Genomic DNA, 20426 nt, shown 5'->3' with positions numbered 1-20426 from the left:
CCCGGCTTCAACTCCGGCGCGCGGGGCGCGTGCCCTTAACGCGTGCCGAAGTTCTGCACCCAGTAGGTGCCGTAGGGGCTGCCGGGGCGGTAGGTGTAGCCCACGCCCAGTTCCCGCAGGCCGGGGTCCATCAGGGTCTTGCAGTGGCTGGGGCTGTCCAGCCAGCCCTGCACCACGTTCTGCGCGGTGTAGCCAGCGGCAATGTTCTCGCCCACCTGGCGCCAGCCCACGTAGCCGGCGGCTTCCATGCGCTGGGCCGGGGTGCGGCCCTCGGGGGTCATGTGGTTGAAGTACCCGCGCTCGGCCATGTCGGCGGCGTGGCCCCGGGCGGCGGCGGCCAGGTGGCCGTTCCAGGTCACTGCGGGCGCGGCGCCGAAGGCCTGCCCCCCGCAGGCGCGGGCCTGGGCGCGCGCCACATTCACTTCCGCCAGAATCTGCGCTTCCTGGGCGCTCATGGTCTGGTCGCCGGCGCCGGTGCTGGGGGCCGCACTCTGGCCACCGCCGGAGGTGCTGCTGCTCACGGTGGTGGGGGTGCTGGCGGCTGGGGCGCTGGGACCGCCGCCACAGGAGGCCAGCAGCAGGGCGAAAGGCAGGAGGGCAGTCAGGGCAGTCTTGGGCATGTGAGGGTCCTTTTCGCACGGCGGGGCGGCGCATGCGGTTGAAGTGCCCTCACGGTACAAATGTCAGACTTTCAGCCCGGTCACTTCCGGGAACATGAACGTGCCGTCCCCACGCTTGGCGGGCCCCGGCTCCAGCTTGCCCTGAAAAAAGACGTCCTGATGGGGATTTCCACCCTCTGACACCCGCGTGCCTGCCCGGATTCCACAGCACACCCCCCAGGGGGTCATCCTGGGGGGCACATTAAGGGGGCGTTCAGTGTTCGCTTCCCTGTCAGAGTTCTGTCAGACGAACGGCCATCTGTCGCGCCGACCCACTGGAACCAGGCTGGCGGCTCCACGCCTGGAGGAGTGCCCGGTGCCCGTATCACTCATACGAGTTCCGAAAAATTCCGTAACACATTCCGGAATTTTTCCGACCAGCGGAAGAAGGAAAAAATACGGAGTTCCGGGAATTGGACTGGCACAGCGCCGAAGGCGGGGAACATCCGGCTCTTTCCCGGAGGTGACGGAAATGGACGGCAGTCCGTATCAGCTGGCATCGGTGAGTCAAGGGGTCTGCCTTCCTCTGTTCAACTCCCGCGCGCCCGGCCCTGCTCCTTGCTCTGCGCCGCCGCTTTTCAGGTCCCTCCGATCGGAAAAACCCCGTCATGCGCGACGGGGTTTTTCAGAAGCCCTCTAACGGGCGCCGGGCTCAGCGCACGCGGTTCAGGCCGTCCTGGGCGGGCCGGTAACTGGGGCTCAGCTTCAGGGCGCGTTCGTAGTTCTCGCGCGCCTTCAGGCGGTCGGCGGCCACCGCACCCGAACCGCGCTCGTAGCTCAGGCCCAGGTAATACAGGTATTCGGGCGTGTTGCTGCCCAGAGCGGCGGCGCGCGTCAGCTGCTCGCGCGCGCCCTTCAGGTCGCCGCTGTCCAGGGCCAGACGGCCCAGGTAGTAATAGAACTCGGGGTAACGCAGTGGGTCCAGGGCCACGGCCTGGGTCAGCTGCGCGCGGGCGGTGGCGGTGTCCTTGGCAAGGTAGCTCACCACACCGTACTGACCCACCGCGTAGGCGTTCTTGGGGGCCAGCCGGGCGGCCTGCGCGGCTTCTGGGCGGGCCGCCGTGAGGTTACCGCTCAGGGCCAGCAGCTTGGCGTAGTAGGCGCGGTTGTAGGGATCGCGGGGGTCCACGATCACGGCCTGCTGCAGGCTTTCCAGGGCCAGCGGCAGGTTGCCGGTGGCGTAGTACATATCGCCCAGGTTGTACAGCAAAATGGCGTTATCGGCGTTCAGGGCAATGGCCTGCTTGAAGGCGTCAATGGCGCGCCCGGCGTCGCCCTGCAGCTTATACACGTAGCCGCGTTCGTTCCACACGCGGCTCAGTTGCACGTTCTTGCTGGTGCCGGCCTGGGCCAGCGCCTCGGCGTCGGTGAGCACGCGCAGGGCTTCATTCAGGTTCCCGCCCACACTGGCACGGTCCCCGGCCCCGATGTACTGCTGCACATACGCCTGAGACAGCGAGATATACGCGTCGAAGTTGCGGCTGTCCATGCTGATCAGGCGCTTGAGGGTTTCGATGCCGGCGCTGTACAGCCGCAACTTGATCTGCGAGCGCCCCAGGCCAATCAGGGCCTCGGCGTTGCGTGGGTCCAGTTCGGCGGCCGCGCGGTAGGCCACGTAGGCCTGATCAAACTGGCCCTGCTCGTAGTAGTACACGCCCAGCGCCACGTAGTTGGCAGCCGGAATGGTGCGCGGCGCGGGCGCCGGGGCAGCGGCAGGGGCCGTGGGGGTGCTGGTCGGCGTGCCGGGCGCAGCGGGCGCGGTCTGCGCCGCCGTCATGCCCAGCGTCAGCAGCAGGCCCAGCAGGCCGGTCATGGTGATGCGTCGATTCACTCGGAAACCTCCGTGGGGCGCAGCGCGGCTTCGCGGCGCGGCCTCACCCTGCCAGAAATGGGCATAGGGGCATGATACGTGAGAACGCCAACAAATCGGGTGAAGTGGCCGTGAGAGGGCAGGAGCCGCATATGGGCAGTGTTCCGGGCCCCCGTGACGCCGGTCTGATGAGCGCCGGCGCCGTGTACAGTTGCGGGCATGAACGCTTCCGCCGCCCCTGCGCCGCCCCTGCGCCGCCTGGGCCTGACCGGCAGCATTGGGGCCGGCAAAAGCACGGTGGCTGCCCTGCTGCGGGCCCACGGCCTGAGCGTGCTGGACGCCGATGAACAGGCGCGGCTGGTCACGGCCGAGCCCGAGGTGCTGGCCCAGATGGAGGCCCGCTTTCCCGGCACCGTGAGGGGGGGGGTGCTGGACCGCGCCGCCCTGGCCGCCCGCGTGTTCCCCGACCCGGCAGCGGTGGCCGATCTGAACGCCATTGTGCATCCCCGGGTGCGGGCCCGCATGGCCGAACTGGAAGCGCAGGCGGCGGCGCGCGGCGAGCGCTGGGTGGTGCAGGATGTCCCGCTGCTGTTTGAGGGGGGGCTGGACGCGGGCATGGACGCCGTGCTGGTGGTGGACGCCCCGCTGGCGCTGCGCCTGGACCGCGCCCTAGCCCGGGGTGGCCTGACCCGCGAGGACATCCTGGCGCGCGACGCCCGGCAGCTGCCCGCCGAAGAAAAGCGCCGCCGCGCCACCTGGGTGATCGGGAACACCGGTGATCTGGGGGCGCTGGCGGCGCAGGTGGCGGGGGTTGTGAAACACCTCTGGGCGCGGGAGGCGGAAAGCGGGAGGCCGTAGACCGAGCGGGCGCATGGGCGTTGCGCCCGCGCACCGCGCCCTGCTGCCTGCTTACCTGTTCAGCGCCGCGGCAATAAACCCCGCAAACGGCGGGCTGGGGCGCATGGGGCGGCTCTTGAATTCAGGGTGGGCCTGCAGGGCCACGAAGAAGGGGTGGCCCGGAATCTCAATGCTCTCCACCAGACCGGCGCCGCGTCCGGCCACGCCCGGCGTCACGCCGCTGATGATCAGCCCGGCGTTCCGGAGCTGCTCGGTGTAGGCCGGGTTGACCTCGAAGCGGTGGCGGTGACGTTCCTTGACCACGCCGCCCTGGGGCACGCCGTACAGCTCGGCAATCCTGGTGCCTGCGCCCAGGTTCATGGGCCAGTCGCCCAGGCGCATGGTGCCGCCCAGGCCCGCCACTTCCAGCTGTTCGGGCATCAGGTCAATCACCTTGTGGGGCGCGTACTCGTCGAACTCGGTCGAGTTGGCGCCCGAGAGGCCCGCCTTGTGGCGCGCGTATTCAATCACCGCAATCTGCATCCCCAGGCAGATGCCCAGGTAGGGCGTGCCAGTTTCGCGGGCGTACTGCGCGGCGCGGATCTTGCCCTCAATGCCGCGAATGCCAAAGCCCCCGGGCACCAGAATGCCGTCGGCGCCCGACAGGCGGGTCTGCACGTCCTCATCCGACACGCTGGGGTCGGCCAGTTCCTCGGCGTTCACCCAGCGGATATTCACCCGGGCGTCGTTGGCAATGCCCGCGTGGGTCAGCGATTCCATCAGCGACAGGTAGGCGTCGGGCATGGCGGTGTACTTGCCCGCAATGGCAATCGTGACCTCGCGCGTGGGCTGCTTGATGGTCTTGACCGCGTTCTGCCACACGCCCAGGCTGGGGTGAATGCGCTCCAGCGAGAGCAGGTCCTCGACCACCTTGCCCAGCCCCTGTTCTTCCAGAGCCAGCGGCACCTCGTAGACGTGAGAGACGTCGTAGCTGGAAAACACCCGGTTCTCGCGCACCGAGGTAAAGGCGGCGATCTTGCGCGTGATCTCGGGCGGCAGCTTGTCCTTGCTGCGAACCATCACGATGTCGGGGCTGATCCCGACCGAGCGCAGTTCAGCCACCGAGTGCTGGGTGGGCTTGGTCTTGAACTCGTTGGAGGTGCCCAGGTACGGCACCAGCGTGAGGTGCAGGTACAGCACGTTTTCGTCGCCCTCGTCGAACTTGAACTGCCGGATGGCCTCCAGGAAGGGCAGCGACTCAATGTCGCCCACGGTGCCGCCCACCTCGATCAGCACGATCTCGGCGCCGGCCGTTTCGCCCGCCGCGCGGATGCGGCGCTTGATCTCGTCGGTGACGTGCGGAATGACCTGCACGGTCTGCGACAGGTAATCCCCGGCGCGCTCCTTACGAATCACCTCCTGGTACACCTGCCCGGTGGTGATGTTGCTGCCCGGCGGAATATCCAGGTCCAGAAAGCGCTCGTAGTTGCCGATGTCCAGGTCCGTCTCGGCGCCCGACGCGGTCACAAAGACCTCGCCGTGCTCGTAGGGCCGCATGGTGCCCGCGTCGATGTTGATATAGGGGTCAATCTTGACCGCTGTGACCCGGTAGCCGCGTGCCCGCAGCAGGGCCCCCAGACTTGCACTTGCCACGCCCTTGCCAAGGCTGCTGACCACGCCGCCTGTTACGAAGATGTATTTCATCGCTGACCGCGAGCGCCTGACCCCCACCTGCGGGGACCAAAAAGAAAAACCGGGGCGCTCGGCCTCCGGGATTTCAGGATAGCACGCCCCCGACCAGATGGGGGCGCGGCTCATACGGGTTCCGAAACATTCCGGAAGTGTTCCGGAATGTTTCCGACCGAAGGGACTCGCAGAGCTGCGGAGCAGAGAACGAAAAGATGCGGATATCCAGGAATTGGACCCCTCCCAGCCGAAGGCGGGGAACATCCCCCTTCTTCCCGGATGTTACGGAAATGAACGGCAGTCCGTATCAGGGCGGCAGCGTGCCGATGTTGCGCGGCGCGGCGCTCAGGGCCTGGATCCAGGTGGTGGGGTCAGCCGAGGTGCGCGCCGGAATATTGACCTCCTTGCCCGAAGCGAGGCGGCTGAGGCTGAGGTTCAGGGTCACCCGCACGTTGCCGGGGGTCTGTGGGTTGTCGGCCTGGATGGTGAACAGCTGGGGCAGGTTGGTCACGGCGGGCTGCACGTAGTCCAGCAGCAGCTTGCCGCTGCCGCCCGAGACATCCAGGCTGCCCAGGCTGGACAGGGCCGGGGGCGCGTTGGAGGGCAGATTTCTGGTGTATTCCACCAGCAGCCAGCGGTTCGCATTGGCCGCGTCTACGCCGGGATTGTTCTGACCGGTGGCATTGGAAACCCACCCGCTGCGCAGCACGGGGTAATAGGCCATGAATTTGTAGCAGGCATTTTCGTTATCGATGGCCCCGGTTGTGGCGTTCAGGCATGGCGCGCCCGTGACCACCCGGGGCGAGCGGATGAACGCCAGGATAGGCGCGCTGGCGTTGCCCACCACCCAGCTGCCGCCGCCCGGGCGCGCCGTGGTGTAGCCGCCCCCCAGATTCAGCGCGGCGCCGTTGGGGTACACGTAGGCCGCCTCGCGCACATTGGCGGCCACATAGTTCATGGCGATCTGTCCTTCCTGCAGCAGATCGTTGCGCGCCTGCAGGTTGGTGGCACTGCCCGAACTGGAAATGAGCAGGTTAGAGGCCGCGAACAGCACGATCAGGGCCAGGGCCACGGCCACCAGCAGTTCAATCAGGGTAAAGCCTTGCGCGGCCGTCTTCATGGGCGGGCCACATCCACGACCAGGGTGGAGCGCGCGGTGTCGGCCTGGACCACCAGCTGCAGGCGGCGAATGGGCGCCGTGTCGGGCGCATTGCCGCTGCAACTGGCGTTCAGGGGCGCGCTGCCCACCGCGTTGCCGTTCAGGTCCAGGTTGGTGACTGTCAGGGTTGCGCCAGCCGGAATGGTGGCAGTGGTGCAGCGCTGGTCATACATGGCCGCCGAGAGCCAGTCGCCCCGGATGGTTTCCAGCAGCGCCTGCGCGGTCTGGGTGGCGCCCACCTGCTGGGTGCTGCGCCGGGTCAGGCCAAAGAAGCCGGTCAGAGGGGTCAGTACCACCATCACAATGACGCTGACCAGCAGCACGCCCACCAGCACTTCCACAATCGTGATTCCGCCCTGCGTATCAGTTCGTCGCATCAATCATCACCTTCCCGGTGATTCCCACCACCTTGACTTTGGTTTCGCGCCCGCCCGGGTGACGCAGAGTCCAGACCACCCCGTTGCCGTCGGTGGTGCCGCCCGGCGCTTCATAACTCACATGATTGCTGCCGGTGGCCGCCGCCACCACCACGCCGCCCGGCAGGGTGCGCGTCTGGGTGCCCGTGCCCCGCGTGACCGTGTAGGCCGGGGTATTCAGGGCCACGTCCAGCCGGATGTCCTGGCCGCCCTTCAGGGCGTCGCTGCGCGCCTGGCGCAGGTCGCCGGTCAGCTGCGAGGCGGCCTCGCGCAGCTGCGTGGTGCGGTAGCTGCCCAGCAGGTTAAAGCCCAGCACCCCGGCCAGAATGCCCAGAATCGCCATCACCACCAGCAGTTCCAGCAGCGTAAAGCCCTCGCGTTTCATTCGTTCCTCTGCTGGTTTTCGGTGGCGCTCACGCTCTCGCCGCGCAGGCGCAGCGGCTGGCCCATGGGCTGCACGGCGGTCGCGCTGTCCATCAGGCCCAGTTGCCAGTTGCGGGCGGTGGGAAAGAAAGGCGGCTCGTAGCCCTGCAGGGTGCGGGGGTCGAACACGAAGTTGCGGCCGTAGCCGGTGCTGGCCGAGTCGCCGCTGAAGGTGCCGAACGCCCCGTAATAGTTCTCGATGATGCCGCCGATGAGCTTCACGTTGCCCATGGCGCTGCCCTCGTTGTACTTGTCCACCTGCACGGCGCCGGTGCCGGCCATCAGCACCGCGTGAATGGAGGGGTCCATGCCCATCTGGTCTTTCATGAGATTCACGTTGCCCTGCGCCGAATAGATGCCCAGGATGTTCTTGGTACTCAGGTTGGCGCAGGCGGCCGGGGTCACGGTGCCGTCGCCGGCCACCGCGTGCTCTCCGGCACAGGGCGGGTCGGCGTAGCGCAGGCTGCTGGTGATGTTGATGTCGCCCGACGCCGCCAGCGTCAGCCCGGCAAAGGAGGCCACGGCCGCCCCGGAAGCGCTGTTGGGTCCGGCGCTGAGGTTCTGCACGCTGCCCGCCACGTACAGCACCCCGTTAAAGGCCGAGGCCACCCCAGGCTTGAAGGTGCCGTCTGGCTGGCGCTCGGCGCCCTTCCACTGGCCGTCGGTATCCAGGATCTGCAGGAGGCCGTTCTGGCCCAGGGCCAGCTGCGTGGTCACGGGGCCCGTGAGGCCGGCCACTGTGTACGTGATGCGCTGCACCGTCTGTCCGGCAATCGTGTCCTGATACAGCTGCATCTGGCTCACGTTGCCGGGAATATTGATGCCGCCCAGCAGAGCTTCCTGCTGCTGGTCGCTGCCGTTTTCCGGCAACTGGACGTATGAGGCGTTCCAGTTCACTCCCTGCGTGAACTGCGGCGTGGCGCAGCTGGTGCCCGCGCAGTGCGAGGGGGCCTGCGGTGTGGGGTTCATGCTGCCTACCGGCACGAAGGTGCTGTTGAAGGTGGCGCCGGGGTTGGCCGGCGCGCCGCAGGTGGGGCCGTCGGGGCCCGTGGTGATCTGCCCGGCCGGGCAGCCCGCGCTGGTGACGGCGCCGCCAAACCAGGGCCTGCCCACGAAGTTGAAGTGCTGGTTGGTGTGGACCGGGCCGCTGAACAGCGTGCGGCTGGTGAAGTAGATGCCCCCGCCACTGGCCTCGGCGGCGGCGCTGAGGTAATGGTGGTTGGTAAACAGGGCGTTGGGCGCCAGCGAGGGCCGCCGGATCAGCAGATTCAGTTCCTGCTGTCCGGGGCGCACCGTCACGCGCCGGGTGGCGCCGCCGGCCTCGCCGGTCACCTTGGCGGCCGGCACCTGGAAAAAGACGCGGTAGGCCACCGGGCTGTCCTTGACCACCCGCGTGGGCTTCAGGCCGTAGGTCACCCGGTAGCTGGCGCCGTCCTGGGTGCCGTCCAGCGCGGCCCCCGTCTGCCCGGAAAACAGGTCCGACCAGAAGCGGCTGCGCTCGGTCTCGCTGGTGCCGGGCATGCCGGCCAGGGCAAACTGCGCTGCCCCGGCGGCACGCAGCAACACATTCACGCGCGGGTTCAGGGCCGTGGCCTCGTTCAGGCCCTGCGCGCGCGAGGTCAGGTCGCACACCTCGGCGCCGTCGGGCAGGGTGGCGGGCAGGCTGGTCAGGCCGCACAGGGCGGCAATGTCGGCCTCCATCTGCGGCAGGGTGAGGTTGGTGGGGTAGCGGGCGACGCCAAACAGGATCTGCGCGGCGCGCAGCCGCGCCTGCACGCGCGCGGCGCCGGATTCGGCGGCGTACTGGGCGCGCAGCGTGGCTTCCTGGTCGGTGCTGGAACGCCGGGTGGACAGCGTGACCTGCGCCGTCACGCTCATGATGACGGCCAGCATCAGCATCACGAGCAGCAGGGTCACGATCAGGGTCGCGCCCTGGGTGCGGTGGTTCGGCGGCATGGTGCTCAGTATGAAAGCCCAATGCGAAAAATCTCACCCCCCTGTTCGGGGAGTGTGGAAAATCCCAGATTCGCTAGGCAGCCTGTGACAGTTCTGTCAGAGTGGAGGGCTAAGTACGTTGCACCTCACGTTACGACTTTGCAGGAGAGCACCGCAAAGTCTCCACTCCCGGTGCAACGTCCTTTTTTCGATACTCGCTCCGCTCGGTTGATCTCAAGATCAACAGCGAGCTACTTAGCGCCCGCGAATGCGTTCCAGCAGGGCGGTGTGCCGTTCCTCGCGTGCCCGGCCCGCCGCCTTGGCCCACGCGCTGGCCGAGCCCACGGCGAAGAAGCGCTCCCGGGCCCGAGTGAGCGCCGTGTACACCAGATTGCGGCTGAGCATGGGCATATGGGCCTCATGCAGCACGCCCAGCACCGTGCCCCATTCGCTGCCCTGGGCGCGGTGCACCGTCAGGGCGTAGCCCAGCTGCAGATTGAACAGCTCGGCGCCGGCCAGCTCCACCACGTTGCCGTCGAAGTCCACGGTCAGGCGCCCGCCGCTGTCTTTCAGGACCGTGCCCACCGTGCCGTTAAACACCTCGTTGGTGTAGTCGTTCTTGGTCTGCACCACCACGTCCCCGGCGCGGGCCTGCCCGTCGGCAATGCGCACGCCGCCCTCGCCGGGGTTAAACAGGCTCTGGAGATGGTGGTTGAGCATCTCCACGCCCAGCGGGCCCTTGCGCATGGGGGTCAGCACCTGCACCTGCGCCGGGCCTCCCAGGTCGCGCACCAGCAGGGCCACGCGCCGGGCGCCCACATCTGGCTCGGTCTCGGTGACATTCAGGCGGGGGTCGCCCCACACAGGCGCCTGGCCCTGCAGCAGCCCGTGGGCCGCGCGGATAATCGGATTCTGGGCCGCCTGCCGGTACACCTGGGTCAGGCGCACGGTGGGGGCCACCTGGGTCAGGGCGTGCAGGGGCAATCCCGCGTCTACGGGGGGCAGCTGGTCGGTGTCGCCCACCAGCAGCACCCGGGCCCCCGGCGGCACCGCTGAAAGCAGCGAGAGCATCAGCCCGTCGCCGCACATGCTCACCTCGTCCACAATCAGCAGGTCGTAGGGCGCGGGTTCCAGGTGGTTGTGCCGGAAGCCCGCCGGGCCGTACCCCAGCAGGCGGTGAATGGTGCTGGCGGTGCGCCCCGTCACTTCCCCCAGGCGCCGCGCGGCCTTGCCGGTGGGGGCGCACAGGCCCACCTCCAGACCCAGCTTCTCGGCCAGATCGGCCACGGCGCGGGTGGTGGTGCTCTTGCCGGTGCCGGGCCCGCCGGTCAGCACCACGAGGCGGTGCTCTTCAAGCAGGTTCAGCACGCCCGCCTGCTCCTCAGAGAGCCCTTTGGCGGCCCCCTTGGGCACGGTCCAGTCCTGCCCGGCCGGCGGGGTGGCCAGCAGGGTGCGAATCAGCCCGGCCAGCTTCCTCTCGGCGCGCAGCACCGGGGGCAGATAGATGCGGCTGGGCTCATGCAGCGCGTCCTCGGTGGCCAGCAGGGGCGGGGAATCGTCGGCCAGGCGGCCCAGTTCCACGGCCGTGTCCACCGCCAGCCGCGCCTGCGCCGCCGAGACGCGGGTGTAGTGCGCCACCCCCCGTTCAGCCCGGCGCCGGGGCAGGTACGAGTGCCCGCCCTGCTGCGCGGCCTGCTGCAGCGCGTACACGGCGGCGGCGGTCAGGCGCCGGGGGTCGTCCAGGGTCCCGCCCGCGGCCTGCCACAGCTTGTCGGCCGTGAGAAAACCGATGCCCTCCACCTCGGTCAGGGCGAACAGATCGGCTTCCAGGCGTTCCAGGGCCGTCTCGCCAAAGTGTTTGACCGCTCGCTGCGCCTGCGAGATGCTCAGGCCCAGGCCCTGCAGCCCGGCCAGCAGGCGGCGCTCCAGGCCCTGCTGCGACCAGCTCTGCACCATCTTGTGCAGGGTGCTCTGCGTCACGCCGGGCACCTGCAGCAGGCGCTCGGGTTCGGTTTCCAGCACGTCGAAGGTGCCGGGCCCAAAGGTCTTGGCAATGCGCCCGGCCAGCACCTTGCCCACGCCGCCCACGCGCGCTTCCAGGTAGGCGGCCACCCCGGCCTCGGTCAGGTCGGCGGGCTGGGCTTCCAGGACCATGTTCAGCACCCGGTACTGGTAGCCGTATTCCCGGTGCTCTTCCATCAGTACGTCGGCGCTGAAGGTGTCGCCGGCTTCCAGGGGCGGCATCACGCCGATCACAGTGGCGTCGGGGTCCTCGCCTTCCGCGTTGCGGATGCGGGCCGACATGACGGTAAAGCCGGATTCGGCGCGAAAGCGCACCTTGTTCACGCCGCCAGACACGCGGAAGGCTTCGGTGGGGGGGGCGGCCGACATGAGACTCACAGCATAGCGTGACCCCAGGCATTCCGGCGTGAGCGGAATGGGGAAACAGAAGCGGGGCGCGGTGGCACACTGTGGAATGTGCTCCCCGACGCCTTTACCGCGCACACCCCAGAACAGGCCCGGCTGCTGCTGGCCGAGGACACCCTGGCTGTCCTGGGCCCCCTCATCCCGGAGGCGCTGAGCGCCAGTGAGGTCGCGCGGCGCTGCGGGCGCCCGCTGAACACCACGCACCACCACCTCACGCGCCTGCTGGGGGCCGGGCTGGTGGCCATAGCCGGCGAGCGGCCCCGGGGCGGGCGGCCCATCAAGCTCTACCGCGCGGTGGCCCGCACCTTCCGGGTGCCCTTTGCCTTGACGCCGCATGCCACGGTCGAAGAGCTGCTCTCGCGCGTGAGCACCACGTTCGTTCAGGAGGTCACCTGCGAACTGGCCCGGCTGTTTGCGGCAGACAGCGGCACCGAACTGATGATGGCCACAGACGCGCTGGGCCAGCTGGGCATGAGTGTGGCGCCGAAGGCCCTGAAGGCGGCGCCGCCCCACGGCGCGGTGGGCAACATGGGGCGGCGCACCCTGAGCCCGCAGAGTCAGCGCGAACTGGAAACGCGCCTGCGCGACCTGCTGGCCTGGGTGGACGAGCGGGCCGCTGCGGACGGGCAGGCCCCGGACGCCCAGCCCTGTCTGCTGGGGCTGCTGTTCACGCCGGTGCAGGGGGGGCCATGAGCCATGAGCCATGAGCCATGAGCCATGAGCCATGAGCCATGAGCCATGAGCCATGAGCCATGAGCCATGAGCCATTTTCCCTCAGGGGTTGGCGGGCAGAGGGCCCGGGACTGGAGCCGCGCCCCGGTCCCGGCGCAGCAGGCCAGCCCATACGGGCGCGGCCAGCAGGGCCAGCGCGCCGGCCACCGCGAACACAGTGGCGATGGGCACCCGGTCGGCCACCGGGGCCAGGCCCAGCAGCACCAGGGGCATGCCGGCCATGCTCACCATGGTCAGCAGGCTGCCCACGCGGCCGTAGAACTCGGGCGCCACGCGCTGCTGGAAAATCACCCCAATCGAGACGTTGGCGGCGGCGTTGAACAGGCCCAGCACGGCGGCCAGCGCGTACATCTGTCCGGCGGTCTGCGACAGGCTCAGGGCCAGTACCGCCGCGCCCATGCCGGCCAGGCCCCACACGCTCAGGCGGGCAGGGGACAGCCGGGGGCCCAGCGCCGCCAGCATGAAACTGCCCAGAGCTAGGCCCCCCAGCATCAGGCCAAAGAACAGGCCAAAGCCCTGTGCGCCGGCCCCCAGAGCGGTCATGCGGGCGGGCAGCAGCATTTCCAGCGGCGCGAACGAGGCGTTCAGTAAGAAGGCCAGCGCGGGCAGACCCAGGATCAGCGGGCTTTGCCGGGCATAGGCCAGCCCGGCGCGGAAATCCGCCCAGAAGGGCTGCCCTGGTGCCCGGGGGGCACGCGCCGGCAACTGAACCAGCAACAGCAACGCCGCAAACAGCAGAAAGGAGGCGCCGTCCAGCATCAGGGCGGGCGCACTGCCCAGCGTTCCCACCAGTACCCCGCCGCCCACCAGGCCTGCCAGCTGCAGGCTCTGCGCGGTGCCCTGCATCAGCCCGGCGGCGCGCTGTACCTGATCCGGCGGCACCAGCCGGGGCGTGACCCCCATGCTGGCCGGGCCGTAAAACGCGCCGATCAGGCCCGTCATGAACGAGGCCGCGTAGATCACGCCCAGCGGCACCTCGCCGCCCAGGGCCAGCGCCCCCACGCCCAGTTGCAGCAGGCCGCGCAGCACGTTGCCCAGCACCAGTGGCAGGCGCAGCGGCAGGCGGTCCACCAGCGTGCCGAACAGCGGCGAGAGCAGCCCCGGCAGCAGGGCGAGCGCGAGGTTGACGCCCATCAGACCTGCGCTGCCGGTCTGGTTCAGCACCAGAAAGCTGGTGGCAATTCCAGCCAGCGCAGTGCCCAGGGCGCTCTGGGCACTGCCCAGCCACCACAGGACGAACGAGCGGTTCCACAGGCGGTCGGGGGCGGCAGGCGGCGGCGCTGGGGTCATGCCTCCAGCGTGCGCCCCGGGCTACTCCGGGGGCGAGGCCCGGCGTGGAGTAGCCCCCCATGCCGCAGATGCGGCGCAGCAGTCTTCAGTGCAGCGGTACGTGCCCCGGAAACCCGATCACCCAGTCCAGCAGGTCGCCCACCATGGCGCTGGCGGTGACCATGCCCCCGGCCCCGCCGCCCGCAAACAGCAGGGTGCCGCATTCCTCGCCCTCGTACACCATGGCGTTGCGGCTGGCCCCGCCGCTGCACAGCGGATGGCGGTCGGGGAGCGACTGGGGCGAGACCCGGGCGTGCCAGCGGTCCCCGTCGCGTTGCAGTTCGGCCACCAGCTTGATCTGTTCTCCACGGGCCCGCGCGGCCTGCACCTGTTCCAGGGTCACGCCCTCAATGCCCTGCACCTCCACATCCTCGTAGCGGAAGTTGCCGTCGGCGCAGAAGCGGGCCAGCACCGTCAGCTTGTGGGCGGTGTCAAAGCCGCCCACGTCCAGGGTGGGCGGGTCCTCGGCGTAGCCCAGGGCCTGCGCTTCCGAGAGCGCCTGCGCGTAGGATTTGCCGCCTTCCATCTGGGTCAGGATGTACAGGCAGGTGCCGTTGAGCACCGCCTGCAGCCGGGTAAAGGTGCTGGCGCGCAGCACCGTGCTCATGGGGCCAATCACCGGGGTGCCGGCCATCACCGAGGCCTCGTAGTACAGCTTGCCATTCAGCGCGTACTCGCGCAGGTCGTCCCAGCGCTCGGCCAGCAGCGCCTTGTTGGCAGTGATCACCGGCCGCCCGGAGCGCAGGGAGGGGTGCAGCAGCGCCAGCGGACGCTCAATGCCGCCCATGGCCTCAATCACCACACCGCACTCCTGCAAGAACGCAGGGTCGGCCGTCAGTGGGGTGCCGGGGGGGCAGTCGCGCGGCTTTGCAGGGTCGCGCACCAGCACGCCCGCCACCTCAATGCGCACGCCCAGGTCGGCAAAGATGGCGGCGCGGCGCTCAATCAGGGTCAGGACATTCTGGCCCACAGTGCCGCAGCCCAGCAGCCCCACAGTCACGGTTCTCATGCGCCCGACTGTAGCGCTGCCCTGCTGGGGTCCCCAGGCGCCGGGTTAGACGGAGGCCGGGCCCGCGCGCCCCCGTGCCGGGGCTGCGTGGCTGGGACAGTGGGGTGCAGAGGTGCTGGAACGGTGTGACCCAGCCAGTGTGGCCCGGCCGGTGTGGCCCGTGGTATCCGGCTCTGGACCAGCCTCCCAAACGTAAGGAATTCACGCGGGGGCCGTGTCAGCTGCGCGATATGGCTGGACGCTAGACTGCCTCCATGTTGTCCGTGTTCATTCTGTGTGGTTCCCGCCGGCCCGGAGTGGCCCCAGACCGGCGCGGCTGGCGAACGTGAGTGCCCGCCTCTCGGCCCTCGCCTCGGAATTCGGCATGGTGGAGCGCGCGCTGGGAGACCCGGCGGCGCTGGCCGATTCCCGCGAGTACGCCCGCCTGACCCGCCGCCACCGCGAACTGCTGCCCCTGATGACCGTGTTGCGCGAGCGCGAGCAGCTGGACGCCGATCTTGCGGGCGCCCGCGAGCTGCTCAGTGACCCCGACATGCGCGAACTGGCCGCCCAGGAGGTGCAGGGCCTGGAAACCCGCCTGAGTGAGCTGGAAGCCGAACTGGTGGTCCTGCTGCTGCCCACCGACCCCGACGACCCCAAGGACGTGATTCTGGAACTGCGCGCCGGGGCCGGCGGGGCCGAGGCCGGGCTGTTCGTCATGGACCTGCTGCGCCTGTACACCCGCTACGCCGAGGGGGCCGGGCTGCGCCTGAACGTGCTGGACGCCAGCGAGAGTGACCTGGGCGGCGCCAGCAAGGTGGTGGCCGAGGTGAGTGGCGACGGCGCTTTCCGGGCCTTCAAGTGGGAGCGCGGCGTGCACCGGGTGCAGCGCGTGCCTGCCACCGAGAGCCAGGGCCGCATTCACACCAGCACCGTGACCGTGGCGGTGCTGCCCGAGGCCGAGGTGGGCGAGGTGCAGCTGGACCTGAGCGAGGTGCGCATTGACGTGTTCCGCTCGCAGGGGGCGGGCGGGCAGGGCGTGAACACCACCGACTCGGCGGTGCGCGCCGTGTACCGCGCCGGCACCCCGGACGAGATCATGGTGGTGTGTCAGGACGGCCGCTCGCAGATTAAAAACCGCGAAAAAGCGCTGCAGGTGCTGGCCGCCCGCCTCGCAGAGCGCGAGCGCGCCGCCCGGGAAGCCCAGGAGCGCACCGAGCGCGCCGCGCAGGTGGGCACCGGCGAGCGCAGCGAGAAGATCCGCACCTACAACTACCCACAAAACCGTGTGACCGACCACCGCTTGGAAGGCGAGCACAAAAACCACCCGCTGGACACGGTGATGACCGGCGCCCTGGCCCCGGTGGTGGCGGCCCTGGCGCGCACCCAGCGCGAGCGGCAGCTGCTGGCCATGGCTGGGGAGGAGCAGCATGGGGCGGCGTGACCTGCTGGTGGCCGCCGGCATTCTGCGCGACCGCTTTGGCCGCGTGCTGCTGGTGGGCAACGACTGGCAGGGCCACGGCCGCGTGCGCCACACCCTGCCCGGCGGCGTGGTGGAACACGGTGAAACCCTGCCCGAGGCCCTGTACCGCGAAATCTACGAAGAAACGGGCCTGAAGCTTACCGGCATCAAGCACATGGCCTATACCGTGCACATCGAGGACGAGCGCCGGGGCGAGCGGGCCATCGCCGTGGCCTTTGAGGCCACCTGGGACGGCCTGCTCAACCCCGCCGACCCCGACGGGTTTATCGTGGAGGCGCGCTTTTGCACCCCCGAAGAGGCCCTGGACAAAATAGAGGCCCCGCCCATGCGCGAGCCCCTGAGCGATTACCTGAAAACCGGCGAGCCTGGCCGCTTCTACGCCTTTAAAGGCTGGGACGGACGCGGCGGGCTGCGCATTCCGGCCCTGAAACCGCGCACTTAAGTCGCTCGCTGTTGATCTTTAGATCAACCGAGCGGGCTGGAACAGCTGCGCCGCAGAGCGAGTCTCGAAAAAAGGACGTTGCACCGGGCGTGGAGACTTTGCGGTGCTCTCCTGCAAAGTCGTAACGTGAGGTGCAACGTCAAGTACCTCGCCCCTCCCATTTCAACGGTTCAGAAGGGTGCAGAAACGTTTCCATTCCCGGTGCAACGCACTTTTTTCTCTTCCCATACGGATTCCGTCCATTTCCGTAACATCCGGGACAGCGCCGGATGTTCCCCGCCTTCGGCGCTGTTCCAGCCCAATTCCCGGAAATCCGTCTCTTTTCCCTCTCCCTCTGGTCGAAAAAATTCCGTAACACGTTACGGAATTTTTCGGAACCCGTATCACTCTGCGGCGCCGCTGTTCCAGCCCGCTCGGTTGATCGGGAGCTTGGCAGCGAGCGACTTAGGCAAGTGGGTGGGCCTGCCCATGGCGCGCCGAGACGTTCACGCTCAGGTTGAGCGGCACAGGCCCAGTCCAGAGCGGCTGCCACGCCTGAAGCTGGGTGCAGCACAAAGCGGCCCAGTTCGGCGTGAAAGGCGCTGTACGCCGGTTGCTGGCGTGCTGCGCCAGTTCGCGTTCCAGTGGCCGGAGTCCCGTATTTTCTCTGTTCTGCGCTGCAACCGGCGTGGGCAGCCACCGCCTGAGCGCCGATGTGGCGCAGGGCCGGGACCGGGGCCCCGCCGGGCGCCCAGGCCCTCATACAAGCCTCCTCTGATTCCAAAGCGTATTGGAAAGGGCGCAGGGGTGCTGTTCCATCGCCGGAGTCCTGTCTTTTCTCTTCTTCGCTCTGCGAGTCCGCTCCCCCCTCGCCTTCGGGTCACCTGAGTCCCGTAGCAGTAGCCGCACGCCATAAAGGTCAGATCGGCGCGCAGGGTCAGAGGTGGGTGGGCCTTGAACGTCAGCTGGGATAGGAGCGGCCCGGCCCCTGGGCGCTGGACAGTGCCTTTGACCCCCTGACCGTGGCGGCGCTTTCTCGGTGGCCGTGGAGCGGGGGACACCAGTTCAGCGAAACCAGGAAAGCCTGCCCCGGTGCAGGGCAGGCTTCCCAGGCGCGCAGGCGCCGCTCACCCGGCTTCAGGCGTAGTCCACGCTCAGAATCTCGAACTCGGCGGTGCCCTTGGGCAGCTGCACCGTCACCTTCTCGCCGGCCTTCTTGCCGCTCAGGGCCTTGCCGATCGGGCTGGCGTCGCTGATCTTGCCCTTCAGCACATCCACCTCGTAGGTGCCCACCAGCTCAAAGTGGTGCTCCTTGCCCTTGGCATCTTTCACCCGCACCCGGGCGCCCAGGCCCGCGCCGCCGGAGGCGTCTTCTTCAATAATCAGCGCGCGTTCCAGCTGGCTTTCCAGCTCGGCAATGCGGGCCTCGTTCTCGCTCTGCTGCATGCGGGCCTCGTCATAGGCGGCGCTTTCGCGCAGATCGCCGTCCTCAATGGCGCGGCCCATGTTCTCGGAGATTTCCTCACGCTTGGTGGTTTTCAGGTAGTGCAGCGTTTCGAGCAATTTGTCATACCCACGCTGGGTCATGGTGATGCGGTCTCTGGTCATAGACGGTCAAGTATAGGCCCCGGGGCAAAGGGGCAGGGTGTGATCTGCGCGGCAGTGGGTGAGGCGGCGCCCACGGCGCCAGCGCCGCATTTCGCCGGATTCTCTAAAGACCAGGCTCAGTGCCGTCCCACCCAGCGCGGGTGGGGTGCAGGCTAGCGTGAGGCCATGACCCGAGACGACCGAGTGGACAGAGGCGGCGGCTACGCCCCCGACGGCGAGATTCGTGACGACGGCACCACAGGCGAACTGCTGCAGGAAAAGATGGTGGCCGAGAGTCTGCTGCACCAGGACGTGATGGGGGAGAGTGGCAACCCCAATGACCAGCCCGGCTTCAACGATGGCCGGCTGGGCGGCCGCGACTTTGAAGACCGCCAGGGGGTGCCCAACAACACCGGTGACAGCGACCTGGAAGGCCGGGCCGCTGGCGGCGAGGGCACCCACCGCAGCGGCGGCATTGACGGCGGCCCGGAGCGGGCCACCCCGCTGCCCGGCACCGACAAGTAGGCCCAAACACTTCAGAGAAAGGACCGCTCCTGGCTGGGCGGTCCTTTCTGCTGTCCTGCGGCGCTGTTCCGGCTGGGCTTACCGGCTGCCGTTCCCGATGCCCAGGTTCTCTGCCACGGCCTGCTGCACCTGTTTCTGGGTGTCCATGACCTCCACCGACACGCGCTCGCCGCCTTCGAGGTCCATCACGAAGTGGTCGCCGTCCAGGCGCACGCGGGACAGAATCTGCTCCTCGCCTTCGGGACGGGTGGCGGCGCGCAGTTCCACGAAGCGGCGCATGGGCGTGCGGATGACCTTGGGCGCCAGAATCTCTTCTACCTGAAAGATGCCGCCGGAGTTGTTCATGGTCACGCTGATAAGCACCGGTTTGTCGCGGCCCTTTTCGATCACCACCTGATCCACGGCCAGGGCGCTGATGGAATGAATGTCCACGCTGCCCATGGAAAAGGCTTTGCGGCCCCGGCCCTTGGTGATGTCGGTGCCGTCAGCGACTGCCGTGATGCCGCCCTCAAGGGTAAGGGGCGCGGGGTTCAGGTCGTGGCAGTTGATGGCCCCCAGAATGAAGGAGCGGACCTTGGTGCGCTTGAAGGGATCGGGGTACAGCGGCCCCATGATCCGGTCCAGGATGGGCAGGGCCAGGGCAATGCCGTGGGCCTCGTGGCCCACCCGGTGCACCTGGTTGCCAATGTCGTGCAGCATGGTCCCCAGAATCACCGCCAGAAACACGTCCTGAGCGTCGCCCACGCCACTGTCCATGATGTCGGGTTTGACCCCGCCTTCCAGCAGCAGCTCGGTGATCGCCATGCTGGCCGCGCCGGTAATAAAGGCGTGCACCCGGCCGTGGTCGTTGTAGCCCAGCTTGCGCATGGTGATGTAGTTGGCCATGTCCCAGTGGGCCAGGGCCTCGGGGTCGCCGCGCAGGGCCTCGTAGGCGGCCAGGGCGCGGGGGTACTCCTGCAGGTCAGTGCGGATGGCCTGGTTGGCTTCCTCAATCAGCTTGGCGCGCGGCGTGGTGAATTCCACCACCCGGGCGGGCGGCGGCGTGCCCTCCCGCCCGGCCACATCGCTCACCTTGCCGCCCTCCACGCTCAGGCGGAACTTCTGCTCGCCCCCGGCACCCCCCGGGCCGCCGTCCTCATTCACCCTGGAACTCCGCGCGCCGCTTGTTCAAAAAGGCGTCCACCCCCTCGCGGAAGTCCTTGGTGGCCACCGTCATGCCAAACAGATCGGCCTCGACTTCCAGGCCGCCTTCAAGCGTAGTGTCCAGGCCCCGGCGCACCGCTTCTTTCACCAGCGACAGGGCGATGGGGGCGTGCCGCAGCATGCTCTCGGCCACCTCGCGCGCCTTTTGCAGGGCGTCGTCGGCCACGTAGTTCACCAGGCCCATGGTCAGCGCCTCGTCGGCCTTGACCTGCCGGGCGGTCAGCATCAGGTCCAGGGCGCGCCCGGCACCTACCAGCCGGGCCAGCCGCTGGGTGCCGCCGAAGCCCGGAATCAGGCCCAGGCTCACCTCGGGCAGGCCCAGGCGGGCCGTGGTGGCCGCCACGCGCACGTCGCAGGCCAGCGCCAGTTCCAGGCCGCCCCCCAGCGCAAAGCCGTTCACGGCGGCAATGACCGGAATGGGCAGCGAGGCGATCTGGTGCATCACGTCCTGCCCGGCCAGGGACATCTCGCGGCCGTCATACACGCCGTCCAGGTTGGTGAACTCGCTGATGTCGGCGCCGGCCACGAACGCCTTCTCGCCCGAGCCGGTGATGATCAGCGCGCCCACCTCGGCGTCTTCCACAATCAGGTTGACCGCCTGCGCGATCTCCGACAGGGTGTCGGCGTTCAGGGCGTTCAGGGCCTTCGGGCGTGTGACCGTCAGGACCGCAATGGGGCCATGCTGGTCAATCTGCACATTGTTGAATTCAAATTCGTCCAGCTGCGTCATGGGTTCATCCTGCCACACGCGGCGGGGGACGCGCCGGGGGGGCCAGGCCACCCAGACACCAGGCCGCCGCCCGGCC

The 20426-nt window shown here is 68.5% G+C and carries 18 protein-coding genes; 5 read left to right on the top strand and 13 right to left on the bottom strand.

Features of this window, described 5'->3' with window-relative positions:
• Window positions 1–35: 35 nt before the first annotated feature.
• Together C8263_RS10670 and C8263_RS10665 are read right to left on the bottom strand one after the other, a co-directional pair.
• Window positions 36–620, bottom strand: coding sequence for a CAP domain-containing protein (locus tag C8263_RS10670; protein ID WP_107138106.1), 585 nt, complete (start codon window positions 618–620; stop codon window positions 36–38).
• A 691-nt stretch (window positions 621–1311) separates the two neighbouring features.
• Complete coding sequence (locus C8263_RS10665; RefSeq protein ID WP_107138105.1) at window positions 1312–2472, bottom strand: tetratricopeptide repeat protein; 1161 nt, start codon at window positions 2470–2472, stop codon at window positions 1312–1314.
• A gap of 216 nt (window positions 2473–2688) precedes the next feature.
• Between C8263_RS10665 and coaE the strand changes: the two genes are divergently transcribed.
• The gene (coaE, locus tag C8263_RS10660) at window positions 2689–3327 is read left to right on the top strand and encodes a dephospho-CoA kinase (protein WP_107138104.1); all 639 of its coding nucleotides are present in this window, start codon (window positions 2689–2691) and stop codon (window positions 3325–3327) included.
• 51 nt (window positions 3328–3378) lie between these two features.
• Here coaE and pyrG read toward each other — a convergent pair whose 3' ends face one another.
• From pyrG to recD2, 6 genes are all read right to left on the bottom strand, one after another.
• Entirely contained in the window at window positions 3379–5010 is a 1632-nt protein-coding gene (gene pyrG, locus C8263_RS10655) for a CTP synthase (protein WP_107138103.1), read from the bottom strand.
• A gap of 289 nt (window positions 5011–5299) precedes the next feature.
• Window positions 5300–6112, bottom strand: coding sequence for a PilW family protein (locus C8263_RS10650; protein WP_107138102.1), 813 nt, complete (start codon window positions 6110–6112; stop codon window positions 5300–5302).
• Window positions 6109–6528, bottom strand: a complete 420-nt coding sequence (locus tag C8263_RS10645) for a hypothetical protein (protein ID WP_146160652.1) — start codon at window positions 6526–6528, stop codon at window positions 6109–6111. The genes C8263_RS10650 and C8263_RS10645 overlap by 4 nt, the downstream gene beginning before the upstream one ends.
• Window positions 6515–6952 carry a pilus assembly FimT family protein gene (locus tag C8263_RS10640; RefSeq protein ID WP_107138100.1) on the bottom strand — a complete coding sequence of 146 codons (438 nt, stop codon included), beginning with the start codon at window positions 6950–6952 and terminating at the stop codon, window positions 6515–6517. The genes C8263_RS10645 and C8263_RS10640 overlap by 14 nt, the downstream gene beginning before the upstream one ends.
• Window positions 6949–8946, bottom strand: coding sequence for a DUF4900 domain-containing protein (locus C8263_RS10635; RefSeq protein ID WP_107138099.1), 1998 nt, complete (start codon window positions 8944–8946; stop codon window positions 6949–6951). The genes C8263_RS10640 and C8263_RS10635 overlap by 4 nt, the downstream gene beginning before the upstream one ends.
• Before the next feature lie 234 nt (window positions 8947–9180).
• On the bottom strand, window positions 9181–11316 hold the full coding sequence (gene recD2, locus C8263_RS10630; RefSeq protein ID WP_107138098.1) for an SF1B family DNA helicase RecD2: 2136 nt from the start codon (window positions 11314–11316) through the stop codon (window positions 9181–9183).
• Window positions 11317–11403: 87 nt separating this feature from the next.
• Between recD2 and C8263_RS10625 the strand changes: the two genes are divergently transcribed.
• Window positions 11404–12045 carry an ArsR/SmtB family transcription factor gene (locus C8263_RS10625; RefSeq protein WP_107138097.1) on the top strand — a complete coding sequence of 214 codons (642 nt, stop codon included), beginning with the start codon at window positions 11404–11406 and terminating at the stop codon, window positions 12043–12045.
• An 81-nt stretch (window positions 12046–12126) separates the two neighbouring features.
• On the opposite strand, the gene C8263_RS10620 is transcribed toward C8263_RS10625, so the two are convergent.
• Both C8263_RS10620 and C8263_RS10615 read right to left on the bottom strand, forming a co-directional pair.
• A complete protein-coding gene (locus C8263_RS10620) occupies window positions 12127–13374 on the bottom strand; it encodes an MFS transporter (protein WP_107138096.1) in 1248 nt (415 codons plus the stop codon).
• Between the two features lie 85 nt (window positions 13375–13459).
• Window positions 13460–14422, bottom strand: coding sequence for a homoserine dehydrogenase (locus C8263_RS10615; RefSeq protein ID WP_107138095.1), 963 nt, complete (start codon window positions 14420–14422; stop codon window positions 13460–13462).
• 325 nt (window positions 14423–14747) lie between these two features.
• Between C8263_RS10615 and prfA the strand changes: the two genes are divergently transcribed.
• Window positions 14748–15845, top strand: coding sequence for a peptide chain release factor 1 (prfA, locus tag C8263_RS10610; protein ID WP_199188381.1), 1098 nt, complete (start codon window positions 14748–14750; stop codon window positions 15843–15845).
• Window positions 15832–16326, top strand: coding sequence for an NUDIX hydrolase (locus C8263_RS10605; protein ID WP_107138094.1), 495 nt, complete (start codon window positions 15832–15834; stop codon window positions 16324–16326). Before prfA ends, C8263_RS10605 begins: the two co-directional genes overlap by 14 nt.
• A 1116-nt stretch (window positions 16327–17442) precedes the next feature.
• Here the strand turns inward: C8263_RS10605 and greA are convergent.
• Complete coding sequence (gene greA / locus C8263_RS10600) at window positions 17443–17913, bottom strand: transcription elongation factor GreA (RefSeq protein WP_107138093.1); 471 nt, start codon at window positions 17911–17913, stop codon at window positions 17443–17445.
• Between the two features lie 165 nt (window positions 17914–18078).
• On the opposite strand from greA, the gene C8263_RS10595 reads away from it, so the two are divergent.
• On the top strand, window positions 18079–18417 hold the full coding sequence (locus tag C8263_RS10595) for a hypothetical protein (RefSeq protein ID WP_107138092.1): 339 nt from the start codon (window positions 18079–18081) through the stop codon (window positions 18415–18417).
• 78 nt (window positions 18418–18495) lie between these two features.
• Here the strand turns inward: C8263_RS10595 and C8263_RS10590 are convergent, their stop codons facing one another.
• Both C8263_RS10590 and C8263_RS10585 read right to left on the bottom strand, forming a co-directional pair.
• Entirely contained in the window at window positions 18496–19560 is a 1065-nt protein-coding gene (locus tag C8263_RS10590; RefSeq protein WP_107138091.1) for a phosphohydrolase, read from the bottom strand.
• Window positions 19553–20350, bottom strand: coding sequence for an enoyl-CoA hydratase-related protein (locus tag C8263_RS10585; RefSeq protein WP_107138158.1), 798 nt, complete (start codon window positions 20348–20350; stop codon window positions 19553–19555). Before C8263_RS10585 ends, C8263_RS10590 begins: the two co-directional genes overlap by 8 nt.
• Window positions 20351–20426 lie beyond the last annotated feature (76 nt).

This window comes from Deinococcus arcticus (assembly GCF_003028415.1).
GTDB lineage: Bacteria > Deinococcota > Deinococci > Deinococcales > Deinococcaceae > Deinococcus > Deinococcus arcticus.
Note: the sequence above shows the minus strand (reverse complement) of the source record. Positions and strands in the feature narration are given on the sequence as shown.